Here is a 13189-nt window from a genome sequence, read left to right as displayed (position 1 = left end):
GCTGCGACGGCCTCGCGGACGGCGGAGTCGTAGAGTTCGGGGACTTCGTCGAGGGTGCGGGCGACTTTCAGGCCGCGTCCGCCGCCGCCGAAGGCCGCTTTGATCGCGATCGGGAGGCCGTGTTCCCGGGCGAAGGCGAGGACTTCGTCCGCGCCGGTGACGGGGTCGGGGGTGCCGGCGACCAGGGGGGCTCCGGCGCGCTGGGCGATGTGGCGGGCGGCGACTTTGTCGCCGAGGTCGCGGATGGCCTGCGGTGGGGGGCCGATCCAGGTGAGGCCGGCGTCGAGGACGGCCTGGGCGAAGTCGGCGTTCTCGGACAGGAAGCCGTAGCCGGGGTGGATGGCGTCGGCGCCGGATTCGGCGGCGGCGGCCAGGACCTTGGTCTGGTCGAGGTAGCTGGCGGCGGGGGTGTCACCGCCCAGCGCGTAGGCTTCGTCGGCCGCGCGCACGTGTACCGCGTCCCGGTCCGGATCGGCGTAGACCGCAACACTCGCGATCCCGGCATCCCGACAGGCACGGGCAACGCGGACCGCGATTTCGCCACGATTGGCGATGAGCACCTTTTGCATGCTCTCTCTTCCCTCTGTCAGAAGAACCGTCCGTCCAGGACGGTCAGTGGCTACCCCAGGGCCCGCTTGAGGAAATCCAGTACGACATTCGCGTATGCCTCGGGATCGGTCTCCAAGCCGAGCAGATGCTCGGCGTTCGGCAGGACATGCGTCTCGGCCTGGGCATAACGCTCGGCGAGCGCGTCCACTGAGGAAGGCGGCACGATGGCGTCCCGCTCCCCCGACATGAACAGCAGCGGTATCTCGGCGAACTTCCCCGTCGCGGGCGGCGGCCACTGCGCCCGGACCAGGGCAGGCGCCAGCGAGCACAGCACCCCCTTCACCACCGACAGCGACGGCTCCCCGCTCAGCGGCGCCGGCACCGGCAACATCCCGGCCTCCAGGTACTTGCGCAGCAGCGGCGGTACGTCATGACCGGGGCCGCTGTCGCACACCAGCGCGTCCACGGCGAACCCCTCGTGTGTCAGCGCCCACATGGACGAGAAGCAGGAGAAGGAGAAGCCGAAGACGGCCAACCGGGCCTGGCCGTAGCCCTGGTTGCCGCGCAGATGGGAGACGACGGCGGTGACGTCGCTGGCGAACCGGTCGCCGAGGCCCAGCAGCGCCCGGTCGACGCTGCTGGCCCCGTGGTTGCGGTGGTCGAACAGACAGACCGTGTAGCCCGCGTCGTGCAGGAACTTGGCGTGGCCGAGGCTGCGCGTCTTGCTCATCCCCATGCTGTGCCCGAGGACCACCACCTTCTGCTCGGATCCGGGGCACAGCCAGGCGTGGACGTACTTCCGGGCGGCGAAGGGGATCTTCAGCTCCGTGGCGGGCAGGCCGTAGTCCCGCGGATGCCCGTCGTCCTGTGCCCGGCGCGGATGGAAGGCCCGGTACGCCAGCGAGGCCCCGTACAGCGGGGCCAGCGGCAGCGCCGCGGCCGACAGGACGCGGGACTTCAGCGCGGAATACCGTACCGACTTCTGCCGTGGCTCGGGCATCTGCGTCCTCCGTGCAGGGAAGGGGTGTCCGTCGGGAGTCAGAGCGGTCTCGTCTCGGTCGTCTCGGGTGAATCGGTCAGGTTTGCGGGGCGTTCGTGCGGTCATGCGTGCGGGTCGTGTGTGCGGGTCGTGTGTGCGGTCAGCCGCAGCCCCCGGCATGGCCCTGGTCGCCCGAGCGGGCTGCGGCAAAGTCCGGCCCACCACGCGCCTCGGCAGGCTCTACGGGCTCGGGCCGTGGCGCGGCATCGGGGCGGGCACGGGCGCGTACGGACTCGACGAAGGCGGGCAGCCGGTCCACCCCCCAGAACTTGTCGTAGCCGTGGAGGAAGAACGGGACGCCGAACGCCCCGTCCCGGCCCAGGGCGAGCAGCGCCGCAAGGGCCGGACCCTCGCGCAGCTCCCGGTCCTCGGCCGCCCCCGCCAGCCGCTCGGCCGGCAGCCCCAGCTCCGTGGCGATGTCCGCGACCGTCGCCGGATCGCAGATGTCGCGCCCCTCCTGCCAGCGGGCCCGGTAGACGCGCTCGATGTACCGGGGGCCGTGCCCGGCCTCCAGCGCCAGGAAGTACGCGAGGTGCGGCACCTCCCACACCGGGTCCTCGTCCAGCGGCCAGCTGATGTCGAGTCCGCGGGCGCGGGCGAGCCGCCGTACGTCCTGAAGGATGTAGAGGTGCTTCTCCCGCGTCATCGGGGTGTACGGGAACGTCTCGCCGTGCTCTTTCATCAGGCGTTCGCCGTCCGCGTCCGGCTCCCACCACGGATGCCATTCGACCGTCTGTGCGACATCCGGATAGCGGTCCATCAGATCGCGGTAGGCGATCCAGCTGTACGGACTGCGAAAGTTGAAATAGAAGCGTGGCACCTTGCCGCGCCTGCCGGCCATCGCTGATCCCCCCTTTCTGTTCCGTTTGTGTTCCGTACGGCTCAGATGACGATGCCGCCGTCGACCTCGAAGACCGCGCCGGTCACATACTCCGCCCCGATGAGATACGCGACCATGTCAGCGACCTCTTCCGGGCGACCGAAGCGGCCGAGCGGGATCTTCTTACGCGCCTCCTTCTGCGTACTTTCCGACAGCGAGGAGGTCATATCCGTATCGATGAAGCCCGGCGCCACCACATTGGCCCGGATGCCGTAGCGGCCGACCTCTTTGGCGAGCGACTTGGTGAATCCGATGATCCCCGCCTTGGACGCCGCGTAATTGCTCTGGGTGGCGTTTCCGTACACCCCGGCGACCGAGGAGATGTTGACGATGCAGCCGGATTTGCGCTTCATCATCTCGAAGACCACCGAGCGGCACACGTGGTATGTGCCGTCCAGGTTCACGCCCAGCACCTGCCGCCACTCCTCGTCCTTCATCAGCAGCAGCGGATTGTCCTGGGTGATGCCTGCCGAGGTCACCGCGACGTCGATGGCGCCCAACTGCTCCTCCGCGAAGGCGACCAGCTCGCGCACCGAGTCGGCGTCGGAGACGTCCGCCTGTTTGCCGATCACCCGCCCGCCGCCCAACTCCTCGGCCTCCTTCTCCAGGCTGCGGGCGGCGTCCGGGCTGGACTGGTAGCAGAACGCGACGTCGAAACCGTCCCGGGCCAGCCGCAGCACCGTGGCGCGGCCGATGCCGCGCGAACCGCCGGAGACCAACGCGACGCGGGGCGTCGTGGGTGGCGTGGTCGTCGTGGGCTTCGTCTCGTCCGTATCGGGCATCCGGTCACTCACCTCCCGTGGGAGCCGCGTCCGTCAGGGCCGCGGCGGGGCGCATGGTCATCACCAGTCGGCCGACGGTCAGGGCGGTCTCGGTCCCGATCCGGCTCTCGCCCTCGAACATGAAGGTCTCGCCGACCTGGCGGGACAGCCATACGCGGTGCTCGACGAGGTCACCGGGGACGGCCGGGCGCAGCGGTGTGGCGTCGGTGATGCCGCCCAGCAGCATGACCTGACCGCTGAGCACATCGGGGTTCGGCTGGTCGTGGGCGACCAGCACCCCGGCGACATGGCACCAGGACTCGATCAGGGCCGTCCACGGGTAGTGGTAGTCCTCCTCGGCGGCCTTGTCCCGCACCCCTTCGTACCAGGGCTCGTTGCAGGTCACCGCCTTGATGCCGGTCGCACGGCCGCCGGGTACCAGCTCGGTGACCCGGTCGATCAGCAGCATGGGGTAGCGGTGCGGCAGCACCCGCTTGATCTCGCTGGTCGTGATCACCGTACGGTGCTCCGCCCGGTGCTCCGTCCGGTGCTCCGGGACCGCGGGCGCCGCTTCGGCGGTGCGCTCGGCCACGGCCGCTTCCCGCTGCCCGCCGCCGTCGCGGGCGTAGCGCAGCCGTACGAGCGCGACGGGCCCCCGCCCGGTGGACACGGCCACCCGGCAGCGCCACTCCCCGGCCGCCCGCGGCCCGGTCTCCCGCGACCAGGTGATTGCGCAGCTCAGCAGGTCGCCGGGGAAGACCGGGCTGGTGAACCGGGACGATTCGACAGCCGCCAGGGTCCAGTGCTCGCCGGGCTCGGGGAGCGTGGCCAGCGCGCCGCGGTGGGCGTACTCGACCACGCAGACGCCGGGGAAGACGGGGAAGCCCGGGAAGTGTCCGGCGAACACCCGCTCGGTCGCGTCGATGAGGACCCTGGTCCGGGCCGGGCGGCCGCCCGGGGCCCCGGGGTCGACGACCTCGATGGTGCCGTCGACCGGTCCGCACGCGGTTGTCGTCGTCACCTCACTTCTCCAGTTTCGAGGCCAGCAGGTCATAGACGTTGCTCAGACAGGTGATCTCCTTCATCTCCTGCTCCTGGAGCTTCACCGAGTACTTCTTCTCCAGGACGACCATGACCTCCAGGGCCATGAGGGAGTCGACGCCCAGCTCCTCCACGAAGTCGGCGTCGTCGGTGACCTCCTCCTCCTCGACGTCGAGGACGTCGGCGACGAAGGCTCGGAGCTCCTCCAGGTCCAGGGCGGCGGCGGTGTCTGCCATGGGTGTTCTCCTCGCGGTTCTAGTCGGGGGTGCTCAGTCGGGCGTCTCAGTCGGAAGGGGCGGTCAGCTTGGCGAGGGCGGCGGACGAGTCGACCGGGACGGTGGCCGCGTCCTTGGCGATACGGCGGATCATCCCGGTCAGCTGGCGGCCGGGGCCGAGCTCCACGAAGCGGGTGCAGCCGAGCTCACCGGCGAGCGTGCGGACGCATTCCTCCCAGCGCACCGGGCTGGTGAGCTGACGCAGCTCCAGGTCCCGCCACCGACCGCCGTCGGTGTACGCGTGGGCGTCCACGTTGGCGACGACGGGCATGTGCTCGGCGGCGAACTCCACGGCCGTCAGCGCCGCCTCCAGCTCGGCCGCCGCATCCGCCATGCGCGGGCTGTGGAAGGCGCCGCCGACCTTGAGCGGGATCACCTTGCCGCCGCTCTCGACGGCCGACTCGCCGAGCCGCGCCACGCCCTCGGCGGTGCCCGAGACGACGATGGCGCCGGGCGCGTTGACGTTGGCGACCCACAGCTCCTCGCCCGCCTCCTGGGCCCGCGCGGCCAGCGCCTCCACGGTCGACGCGTCCAGGCGGACCACCGCGGCCATGGTGCCCGGCGACCGCTCGGCGCAGACGCGCATGGCACGGCCGCGGGCGGCGACCAGGCGCGCGGCGTCGGCGAGCGACAGCGCCCCCGCCGCGTACAGCGCGGTGTACTCGCCCAGGCTGTGCCCCGCGCACGCGACCACCTCGCCCAGCACGCCGGCCGCTACCGCCTCGCGGTGGGCGAGCACTTCGGTGGTGAACACGGCGATCTGGGCCAGGTCGGTGCGGCGCAGTGTCTCGTCGTCGGCCTTCAGCAGCAGGTCCTCGACGTCCACTCCGGTGTGCTCGGAGATCCCGGCGACCAGCGGCCAGGACTCCGCCTCCCGCCACACCTCTCCCATGCCCTGCTTCTGGGCGCCCTGGCCCGGGAAGACAAGGGCGGTGCGGGCGTTCCCGTTGTCTGTGCTCGCTCTGTTCTCTGTGTTCGCTCTGTCGTCGTTCGTCATCTCAACCAGCTCCTCACGGTGGTCCCGCGCGTGTTACGTGGTCGCTTGTGGCCGGGTCCTGAGCAAGGCCGCGCCGACCACGCCGTCCCGGTCCACCGAGGTGACCAGGGCCAGGCTGCCGGGGGCGGTGTCCGACCGCTCGGCGAGCGCCAGCACGGCGGTGATCTGGAAGGCCGCCGAGGCGGCGTAGGTGTCCCCGATGGAGTCGACGGCCGATATCCGCAGCGGCTCATGGCCGCCCAGCACCTCCGCGAGGGCGGCGCGCTCCGCCTCCCCCTCCGCGCCCGGCGCCTGCGAATCGGCGACCGCCCAGATCCCGCCGGGCTCCACGCCCGTACGGTCCAGCAGCCGCCGTACCACGTCGGCGAGCACCGTACGGGCCCGCCCGGCGCCGCCCTCGGGGTCGCCGGCGAACCCGAACTCGAGGCCCGCCACCTCGACCAGGCCGACGCGCCCGTGTTCGCGCGCGGCCGCTTCCGGCTCCAGCAGCCACACCGCCGCGCCCTCGCCGAGCACGGCCGCGGTGTCGCCGTCGGCGCGGGAGTGCCACTCCAGCCAGGCGCGGGCGGAGGAGAACTCCTCAACGGCCCCGCACAGCACGGTGGTGGCCCGCCCGGCGCGCTGCAGCCGCAGCGCGTACTGGAGGGTGAGCAGCCCGGTGGCGCGGCCGCCCGCGATGGTGGTGTTGGGGCCCTTGAACCCGTGCCAGATGGCGGTCTGCCCGGCCGCGCAGTTCATGACCGTGTTGGGGAACCGGGCCGGGTCCACGAAGAAGGGGCGCTCGCCGACCAGGGAGTCACGGGTGAAGTCCATGATGGACTGGGCGCTTCCGGTGCTGGTGCCCAGCGCCACGCCGGTGTCCTCGCCCACACCGGGGAGGCGTTCGGGTCGCTCGTCGGTGAGGAGTTGGCCGATGGCGGTCACGGCCAGGCCGGTGGCCCGGTCCATGGAGCGGGTGCCCTTGCGGCCCAGGATCTGCTTGATGTGGAAGTCGGGCACGAGGCAGGCCTCGTGGAAGGGCACCGACCACTCCTCGGGGTCCAGTGGCTTACCGGCCCTGCGGCCGGAGTGCAGCCCGGTGGCGAAGTCCGCCCCGTGCAGGCCGAGCGGAGATATGGCGGCCCAGGCGGAGATGACCGGGCCGCTGGTGGCGGTGGCGAAGACCATGGATCCGTGCACTCCTTCGGGAGAGGGCTGGGGCAGTGTGCGGGTGGGCGGAGCGCTGACGGCCCGGGTCGTCACTCTCGGGCCCGGTCACAGGAACCACACCTGTTCGTACGAGGACCAGCGGGCGGCCAGTCCGCCTCCTTCGACGACTCGTACGCCGGGCAGCAGCCGGTCCGCGGCGGTGCGGCCGAGCGCGGTGAGGTCGGGCTCCTCGACCAGTACGGCCACCCCCGCGGCGAGGATGTCCCGCACCGTGGCGCGCGGGTCGGGGAGGGTGTCGAGGGTGCGGCCGCCGATGCGTACCGCCGGTTCGTAGTCGGTGGTCAGGGCGTAGCTGGCGGCGAGTCCGCGCAGGGCGAGATCGGTGCCGCCGCTCTGCCGGTGCAACTCGGTGATCAGCGACAGTACGTCGGCGAACTGCCGCTCGACCGCGCCCCGATAGGCCCGTTCGATCATCACCAGCCAGCGTGCCGTCGTCTCGGGCATGTCAGTGCACCCCCAGGGACAGGCATTTGCCGGCCACGGCCACGTGCTCGGCGTACTTGAACATGGGCCGCCTGCGCACCTGCGGGATCTGGTCGGCCGCGCCCCGCTCCTCGGCGCAGAAGGCACAGACGTACCAGTAGAGGCGGTCCGGGTGGTCGGTCAGCAGCTCGCGCACGATCCGGGTGGCGGAGGGGTACTCCCGCTCCCAGTCGCCGTAGTTGCGCGGCTTGGTCTCGCCGAGGCCCGTCCAGGTCAGCCGGGTGGCGTCGCCGCAGGCCCACACCTGGACCCGGGCGCCCTTGCCGAGCAGCGCGGTCGTCAGCCGCAGCGCTGAGCTGACGAGTTCGGTCTGGTGCGGGGCGCCGAGGAGTTGCAGCAGTACGTCGGTGGGGGGCGGCGACCAGGCCATCAGTGCCACACCGCCCGTAAGCGGGGCTCCAGCAGCCGGTCCGCCACCTCGTCCATGTCCGCGAGGCGGGATCCGGGCAGCAGATCCTCGGCGGGGAGGGCGCGCTGGGCCGCCGAGAAGGCGTCCACCCACAGCTCGCCGCCGCCCTGGAGGAAGGTCGCGACGCGGGGCGAGGCGCCGGGCACGGCGGCGGTCACCCCGTTCTCGACGAGGAACAGCACCACCCGGTGGCCGTCCTGGAGCAGCCGTACGGCGTCGCCGACGAACCGTTCGCAGGCGGGCCCGGACTCCGCCCCGCCGCTCTCGACGAGCAGGTGGTCCAGCGGCTGGTCGGTCATGGCCGCCCACCCCCCATGGCCCCCTCGGACGTGTCGAACGCCTCGGCCAGAAAGCCGAGGACCCGCTTCTCGTACTCCGCCGCGTCGAACCGCAGCCCCCGCATATGCGGGGCCCCGGCCGCCGTCCAGTACTCGGCGCGCGGGTAGTGGCGGGCGGTCCGCGCGACGGCGTCGGGGCGGACGAAGGTGTCGTCGGCGCTCGCGATGAACATCAGCCGGGTGTCGTACGCGGACAGGTCCGGCGGCCAGTCGGCCAGGCGCAGCATCCGCATCGCGAAGAACTCGAAGGCGCGCTCGTAGGCGGCGAGCGTGAACGGCCCGCGCAGCCAGGGCGGCAGGGTCCGCCCGCGCAGCGCCGCGAAGTGGCGCAGCCCGGCCGGGACGTCGTACGCCGGGCCGCTGTCCGCGATCACGGCGGCCACCGGCACCCGGGAGCGGCGCACCACCTGGAGCGCGGGCCAGGTCGAGAAGGAGAACCCGTACAGGGCGATGGCGCCACCGCGCAGCCGGGGGTCGGCGGCGGTGGCGAGGAGTACGTCCCGCAGATCGCTGGTGTAGCGCTCGGCCATACGGCCCAGCGCCCGGTCCCCGCCGCTGTCCCCGTGGTTGCGCATGTCGTACGCGATGACGTGGTGGCCGGCCCGGTGGAGCAGTTCGATATGGCCGAGCGCCATGGACTTGGTGCGGCCCATGCCGTGGCACACGATCACGGTGTGCGGCCCGGCGCCCGGCACCACCCAGGCGCGCAGCGGGACGCCGTCGAAGGAGGCCACCACGGTCTTGTGGAGCAGGGGCAGCCCCTTGTCGGCCGGGGTGCGGGCGCGGCCGGCGGGCAGCGGGGGGTGGTAGAGCTGATACGCGTGCTTGGCCGCGCCGACGATGCCCAGCAGCGGCGCCGCGGGGGCGCGCAGGGCGCCGCCCGGCCGCCGCGGCGGTGCGCCGCCGGTGTCTGCACTGGTCATCGTCGGTCCTCGGCGTACAAGTTGATTCAGGTCAGGTCGGTCAGCTCAGGTCGGTCAGCGTGCGGTCAGGTCAGCGTGCGGTCAGGTCAGGATTTCGCCGCCGTCGACCCCGATCACATTGCCGGTGATCCAGGAGGAGTCGGTGCGGGAGAGCAGGGAGATGGCTTCGGCGACGTCCTCGGGCCGGGTCAGCCTGTGGTGCGGATTGAGCCCGCGCGCGTACTCGGCGAGCCGGTCGCTGCCCGGGATGCGCTCCATGGACGGGGTCACGGTCACCCCGGCGCGCAGCGCGTTGACGGCGATGCCGGAGGGGGCCAGCTCCATGGCGAGCTGGCGGACATGCGACTCCAGCGCGGACTTGGCCGCGGACACGGCACCGTAGCTGGGCATGACGCGGGCGCCGCCCGCGCTGGTCATCGCGTACACCTTCGCGCCCTCGCGCAGCAGGCCCGCGGTGAACAGGTCCTGCGTCCAGTAGACGAGGGAGTGGGCCATCACGTCGAGCGTCATGTTCATCTGGCGGGAGGTCACGCCCGGTTCGCCCTCGGGGGCTACGAAGGGCAGCAGGGTGCCGAAGGCGAGGGAGTGCACCAGGATCCTGACGCCGGACTCGCCGGTCAGCTCGGCGAACTGCGGCAGCAGTTCCTCCCGGGTTCTGGCGGAGGCCGCGTTGGCGTTGAAGAAGTGCGCCTGGACTCCGTGGGCGCACAGCTCCTCGCGCGCGACGGCGGCCTTGTCCTGCCCCTCCGCGGTGTCGAAGTGGACGCCCAGGATGTTGACGCCCTCGCGCGCCAGTTCCTGGGCGGTGGCCAGGCCCATGCCGCTGGACGCGCCCAGGATCAGGCACCAGGAGCCCTTGAGTGATGTGATCATCAGCCGCTCACCCTCCGCCATCTTCCGCTCGTGCTTCGGCTTGTGTTTCGGCTTGTGTTTCGGCCTTTGTGCCAACTCCCGTATCGGGGCCGCCGGGAGTGACGAGGCACACGGCGGCGTTCCCCTCCGCCGCCGCGGTGAGCACCAGTCGCGCCGGGCCCGACCCGTCCACCAGAGCGGCGGCGACCCGCGCCACCGGCTCCAGACAGCCGGCGCCCGCGGACACGCGCTCGGCCCGCTCCCCCAGCGCCGCCGCGAATGCCTGGCCCACCGGGGAGTCGTCGAGTACGGCCGTGATGGGCAGCGGGCCGTCGTCGACATGGCCCAGTGGATCGAGCGCGCCGTCGATCAGCGCCCGGGCGCGCTCCGCGCCGTACGCGCCGGCGGCCACGGCGGGCGGCAGGAAGAACGAGCGGACCGCCACCCGGCCGTACGCCCGCCCGCCGCGCGCCGCGACGGCGGCCGCCGGCTCCAGCACCAGGGCGACCGCCCCGGCCTCGGAGGTGTCCGCCCCCGGCTCGTCCTCGGCCAGCACCTGTTCGGTGGCCCCGGCCAGCAGCCAGCCGGCCCGGCCGGCGGCGAGGGCGCGCTGACCGGTCTCGATGGCTTCGAGACCGGCGACCCGGGGGCTGACGAAGGTGACGTTGAAGCCCTTGAGTTCATGCTCCATCGCCAGACGGCTGCCGAAGAGGTTGATGGAGAAGTACGGGGCGAGGACCGGGCTCAGCTCGGCGGCACCGGTCTCCATGACCGTACGGTCCATCGCGTCGTGCAGCGAGGCGGCCGCGCTGTTGGTGCCGACGGCGGCGGCGCGGCGCTCGGCGTCGACCGCCACCAGGGGGTCGTCCTGCCCGATGTCGGCCAGGGCCCGTTTGGCGGCGGCGAGGAAGTACTGGGAGGCGGTGGGCAGGTACTTGTAGCCGCGGCGGCCGAGCGCGGTCTTGAAGTCGAACCCCTCGGGGCGCACCGTCCCCACGCCCGACACGATCAGTTCAGCGGTCATGAGGACGCCTCCTGGAGCACGAGCGAGACGTTGTTACCACCAAAGGCGTAGGCGTTGACCAGGCCGTAGGACGCGGTCATGGGGGTCGGCTCGGCGGGCAGCGGCACCTCGCACTCGGGGTCGAGCGCGCCCACGGGCACGTTCGGCGGGAGCGTCTTGTGGTGCAGTACGAGTACGGCGGCCAGCGCGGCGAAGGCGCCCGCCGCGCCGCCGGTGTGGCCGAGCAGCGCCTTGACGCTGTAGAGCGGGGTGAGCGGGGCGGCCTCGCCGAGCACGGCGGACAGCGCCCGGGCCTCCACGACGTCGTTGAGCTCGGTGCCGGTGCCGTGCGGCACGACGAACCCGAGCGGGCCAGGGCCCGCCGCCCCGGAAGCCGTATCGGGAGCCGGGTCGAGCGCCGGGTCCAGGGCCGGGTCGGGAGCCGGGTCCGGGCCTTGACCGGGGGCCGGGTCGAGGGCCGGGTCCGCCTCCCGTAGGGCCTCGCGCATCGCGCGCTCGATCTGCGCACCGCCGGGCTCGGGCGCGGTCGCGTGGTACGCGTCGCAGCTCCAGCCGGTGCCCGCCAGGCGTGCGTAGACCGTCTTCGCGCCCCGGGCGCGTGCGTGCGCCGCCGACTCCAGGACCAGTACGGCGGCGCCCTCGCCGAAGATCGTCCCGCGCCGGTCGGCGGCGAACGGGCGGCACCGCTCGGGGTCGATCGCGCCCAGCCGGTTGAAGCAGGCCAGCGCGGTGCGGGAGTACGCCTCGGTGCCGCCGGCGAGGACCACGTCCGCCTCGCCTGAGCGGATCAGATCGGCGGCGACGGACAGGGCATAGCCGCTGGCGGCGCAGGCGTTGCTGAGGCTGGTGTTGGCGCCCTGCGCGCCGAGCCATGCGCCGACCGCCGAGGCGACCGGGAAGACGGGCGCCCAGCGGTCGTGCTTGGCGGGCTCGCCGGCGCGCCGCCGCTCATGCAGATCGGAGTCGCCCATGCCGCTGCTGATCGCGACGGCCACCCGGCGCGGGTCCACCCCGGCCAGCCCGGTCAGCCCCGCGCTCTCGACCGCCTCGCGCGCCGCCTCGATGGCGAACTGGGAGGCGCGCCCCAGCGGCAGCCCGTCCAACTCCTCCGGCCCGACCGGCAGATCGGCCTCCGGCACCAGATACATATGCGGATGGTCCATATGCGCGAGCGGATCGGGCACCCGCGTCGGCGCACTGCGCGCGGTGTGCATGCCCCGCCACAGGGCGCCTGTGCCCGAGCCCACGCAGCTCAGCGCGCCCAGGCCGGTGACCAGTACGTCGGGGGTGTCGGCGTCCATCAGCTGCCGCCGGGCTTTCCGGGCGCCGCGAGCTTTCCGCCGAGCGCGCTCAGCACCCGCTGGTCGAAGGGGACCAGATGCCAGTCGCGGCGGTTCTCGATCACCGCGTAGCCGTGCACGATCCGGCCGGTCGCGGTGAGCGTGAGCCTGTCGTCGCGGACGACGTAGCAGTCCATGCGGGAGGTGTAGGTGAAGTCCTTGAAGATCTCCTCCACGGTGTAGACCGTGTAGAGGTCTTCCTCCATCAGCGCCTCGTCGACGACGCGGATCACGGAGTGCGGCACGACGGGGATCCACTTGCGGTCGTCCAGCAGGGTCTTGATGGATATGCCGCGGTCGAGGACGAAGCGGTCCTTGGCCTCCTCCATGAGCCGCAGATAGCCGGACATCTGAAGGCGCTCGGTGAAGTGGCAGTAGGGATAGGTGATGTTCCACTTCCAGGCGTAGGCGTTACGGCCCTCGGTCAGGGCCGCCAGCACCGCCGCCTCGTCCCCGCCCGCCGCCAGCACCGCGTCCGCCGCCACACAGGCCCCGGCCGCCTCCGCCGCGCCCTCGTGCCCGCCGAGCCGGCCGACGGTGAAGGGGGCGAGCTCCTCAGGCGCCTCGACAGGCGGGTCCAGATAGGTGTCCGTACGCAGCGAGACACGCACCTTGGAGGTGACGGCCTTGAGCGTCGAATCGTCGCGGTCGACCCGGATGGTCACCCGGAAGCCGAGGGTGCCGTCGTCGGCCGAGGTGTCCGGCACCACCTCCGCCTCCGCCTCGTCGTCCATGTGGAACGCGTGCAGGATGCGGCTGTCCAGGCCGACGATGTCCAGGCCGAGCCCGTACTCCTCGTACAGCAGCCGGGCCGGCACCCCGCAGTGCGCGAAGTGGATCAGCACGGCCTCTTCCACGAGGTAGTTGACGTGCTTGAAGCCGATCCAGGTGCAGATATTGGAGCCCTCGTAGCGGGGGCGCAGCCGCACGGTGGTGGTATCGGCGAGCAGGGCCTTGGTCAGTGTCGGCGCGACCGCAGCTGTCATCAGGTGTACTCCATCGGGAACAGAAAGGGCTTCGCCCGGCCGGGGGTGCCGGGCGGCAACAGTGCGGAGGAAGCCGTTGACCG

Annotated in this window: 16 protein-coding genes; all 16 read right to left on the bottom strand. The window is 72.2% G+C overall.

The features are described from left to right. On the bottom strand, nucleotides 1-569 hold a 569-nt coding region (locus ACH4U7_RS43140), incomplete at its 3' end, for a biotin carboxylase N-terminal domain-containing protein (protein WP_398533242.1). A 50-nt stretch (nucleotides 570-619) separates the two neighbouring features. After that, nucleotides 620-1549 (bottom strand): alpha/beta hydrolase, encoded by a 930-nt coding sequence (locus tag ACH4U7_RS43135; RefSeq protein WP_398533241.1) that lies wholly within the window; start codon nucleotides 1547-1549, stop codon nucleotides 620-622. A 139-nt stretch (nucleotides 1550-1688) separates the two neighbouring features. Next, nucleotides 1689-2429, bottom strand: coding sequence for a 2-hydroxychromene-2-carboxylate isomerase (locus tag ACH4U7_RS43130; protein ID WP_398533240.1), 741 nt, complete (start codon nucleotides 2427-2429; stop codon nucleotides 1689-1691). Nucleotides 2430-2470: 41 nt separating this feature from the next. Beyond that, the gene (fabG, locus tag ACH4U7_RS43125; RefSeq protein WP_398533239.1) at nucleotides 2471-3250 is read right to left on the bottom strand and encodes a 3-oxoacyl-[acyl-carrier-protein] reductase; all 780 of its coding nucleotides are present in this window, start codon (nucleotides 3248-3250) and stop codon (nucleotides 2471-2473) included. A 4-nt stretch (nucleotides 3251-3254) separates the two neighbouring features. Next, nucleotides 3255-4250, bottom strand: a complete 996-nt coding sequence (locus tag ACH4U7_RS43120; RefSeq protein ID WP_398533238.1) for a 3-hydroxyacyl-ACP dehydratase FabZ family protein — start codon at nucleotides 4248-4250, stop codon at nucleotides 3255-3257. Nucleotide 4251: 1 nt separating this feature from the next. Then, nucleotides 4252-4506, bottom strand: coding sequence for an acyl carrier protein (locus ACH4U7_RS43115; RefSeq protein ID WP_385621255.1), 255 nt, complete (start codon nucleotides 4504-4506; stop codon nucleotides 4252-4254). A 46-nt stretch (nucleotides 4507-4552) separates the two neighbouring features. Then, the gene (locus ACH4U7_RS43110) at nucleotides 4553-5542 is read right to left on the bottom strand and encodes an ACP S-malonyltransferase (RefSeq protein WP_398533237.1); all 990 of its coding nucleotides are present in this window, start codon (nucleotides 5540-5542) and stop codon (nucleotides 4553-4555) included. A 33-nt stretch (nucleotides 5543-5575) separates the two neighbouring features. Next, complete coding sequence (locus ACH4U7_RS43105) at nucleotides 5576-6709, bottom strand: beta-ketoacyl synthase N-terminal-like domain-containing protein (protein ID WP_398533236.1); 1134 nt, start codon at nucleotides 6707-6709, stop codon at nucleotides 5576-5578. 87 nt (nucleotides 6710-6796) lie between these two features. Further along, the gene (locus tag ACH4U7_RS43100) at nucleotides 6797-7195 is read right to left on the bottom strand and encodes a hypothetical protein (RefSeq protein ID WP_398533235.1); all 399 of its coding nucleotides are present in this window, start codon (nucleotides 7193-7195) and stop codon (nucleotides 6797-6799) included. A gap of 1 nt (nucleotide 7196) precedes the next feature. Beyond that, nucleotides 7197-7604: a hypothetical protein gene (locus ACH4U7_RS43095; protein WP_398533234.1), complete on the bottom strand. Its 408-nt coding sequence runs from the start codon at nucleotides 7602-7604 to the stop codon at nucleotides 7197-7199. Then, a complete protein-coding gene (locus tag ACH4U7_RS43090; protein ID WP_398533233.1) occupies nucleotides 7604-7942 on the bottom strand; it encodes a hypothetical protein in 339 nt (112 codons plus the stop codon). Before ACH4U7_RS43090 ends, ACH4U7_RS43095 begins: the two co-directional genes overlap by 1 nt. Next, nucleotides 7939-8904 (bottom strand): alpha/beta hydrolase, encoded by a 966-nt coding sequence (locus ACH4U7_RS43085; protein ID WP_398533232.1) that lies wholly within the window; start codon nucleotides 8902-8904, stop codon nucleotides 7939-7941. The genes ACH4U7_RS43090 and ACH4U7_RS43085 overlap by 4 nt, the downstream gene beginning before the upstream one ends. An 81-nt stretch (nucleotides 8905-8985) precedes the next feature. Next, nucleotides 8986-9777, bottom strand: a complete 792-nt coding sequence (locus ACH4U7_RS43080; protein WP_385621238.1) for an SDR family oxidoreductase — start codon at nucleotides 9775-9777, stop codon at nucleotides 8986-8988. A gap of 7 nt (nucleotides 9778-9784) precedes the next feature. Beyond that, complete coding sequence (locus tag ACH4U7_RS43075) at nucleotides 9785-10780, bottom strand: beta-ketoacyl synthase N-terminal-like domain-containing protein (RefSeq protein ID WP_398533231.1); 996 nt, start codon at nucleotides 10778-10780, stop codon at nucleotides 9785-9787. Then, complete coding sequence (locus tag ACH4U7_RS43070; RefSeq protein WP_398533230.1) at nucleotides 10777-12081, bottom strand: beta-ketoacyl-[acyl-carrier-protein] synthase family protein; 1305 nt, start codon at nucleotides 12079-12081, stop codon at nucleotides 10777-10779. Before ACH4U7_RS43070 ends, ACH4U7_RS43075 begins: the two co-directional genes overlap by 4 nt. Next, entirely contained in the window at nucleotides 12081-13106 is a 1026-nt protein-coding gene (locus ACH4U7_RS43065) for a hypothetical protein (RefSeq protein WP_398533249.1), read from the bottom strand. The genes ACH4U7_RS43070 and ACH4U7_RS43065 overlap by 1 nt, the downstream gene beginning before the upstream one ends. Nucleotides 13107-13189: the final 83 nt, after the last annotated feature.

The organism is Streptomyces sp. NPDC020845, from assembly GCF_044334165.1.
Taxonomy (GTDB): Bacteria; Actinomycetota; Actinomycetes; order Streptomycetales; family Streptomycetaceae; genus Streptomyces.
This window is presented reverse-complemented; position numbering and strand designations above follow the sequence as displayed.

Coding starts and splice junctions, on each gene's coding strand:
- ACH4U7_RS43135 (WP_398533241.1), bottom strand. CDS start 1,549: ATGCCCGAGCCACGGCAGAAGTCGGTACGGTATTCCGCGCTGAAGTCC.
- ACH4U7_RS43130 (WP_398533240.1), bottom strand. CDS start 2,429: ATGGCCGGCAGGCGCGGCAAGGTGCCACGCTTCTATTTCAACTTTCGC.
- fabG (WP_398533239.1), bottom strand. CDS start 3,250: ATGCCCGATACGGACGAGACGAAGCCCACGACGACCACGCCACCCACG.
- ACH4U7_RS43115 (WP_385621255.1), bottom strand. CDS start 4,506: ATGGCAGACACCGCCGCCGCCCTGGACCTGGAGGAGCTCCGAGCCTTC.
- ACH4U7_RS43110 (WP_398533237.1), bottom strand. CDS start 5,542: ATGACGAACGACGACAGAGCGAACACAGAGAACAGAGCGAGCACAGAC.
- ACH4U7_RS43105 (WP_398533236.1), bottom strand. CDS start 6,709: ATGGTCTTCGCCACCGCCACCAGCGGCCCGGTCATCTCCGCCTGGGCC.
- ACH4U7_RS43100 (WP_398533235.1), bottom strand. CDS start 7,195: ATGCCCGAGACGACGGCACGCTGGCTGGTGATGATCGAACGGGCCTAT.
- ACH4U7_RS43095 (WP_398533234.1), bottom strand. CDS start 7,604: ATGGCCTGGTCGCCGCCCCCCACCGACGTACTGCTGCAACTCCTCGGC.
- ACH4U7_RS43090 (WP_398533233.1), bottom strand. CDS start 7,942: ATGACCGACCAGCCGCTGGACCACCTGCTCGTCGAGAGCGGCGGGGCG.
- ACH4U7_RS43085 (WP_398533232.1), bottom strand. CDS start 8,904: ATGACCAGTGCAGACACCGGCGGCGCACCGCCGCGGCGGCCGGGCGGC.
- ACH4U7_RS43080 (WP_385621238.1), bottom strand. CDS start 9,777: ATGATCACATCACTCAAGGGCTCCTGGTGCCTGATCCTGGGCGCGTCC.
- ACH4U7_RS43075 (WP_398533231.1), bottom strand. CDS start 10,780: ATGACCGCTGAACTGATCGTGTCGGGCGTGGGGACGGTGCGCCCCGAG.
- ACH4U7_RS43070 (WP_398533230.1), bottom strand. CDS start 12,081: ATGGACGCCGACACCCCCGACGTACTGGTCACCGGCCTGGGCGCGCTG.
- ACH4U7_RS43065 (WP_398533249.1), bottom strand. CDS start 13,106: ATGACAGCTGCGGTCGCGCCGACACTGACCAAGGCCCTGCTCGCCGAT.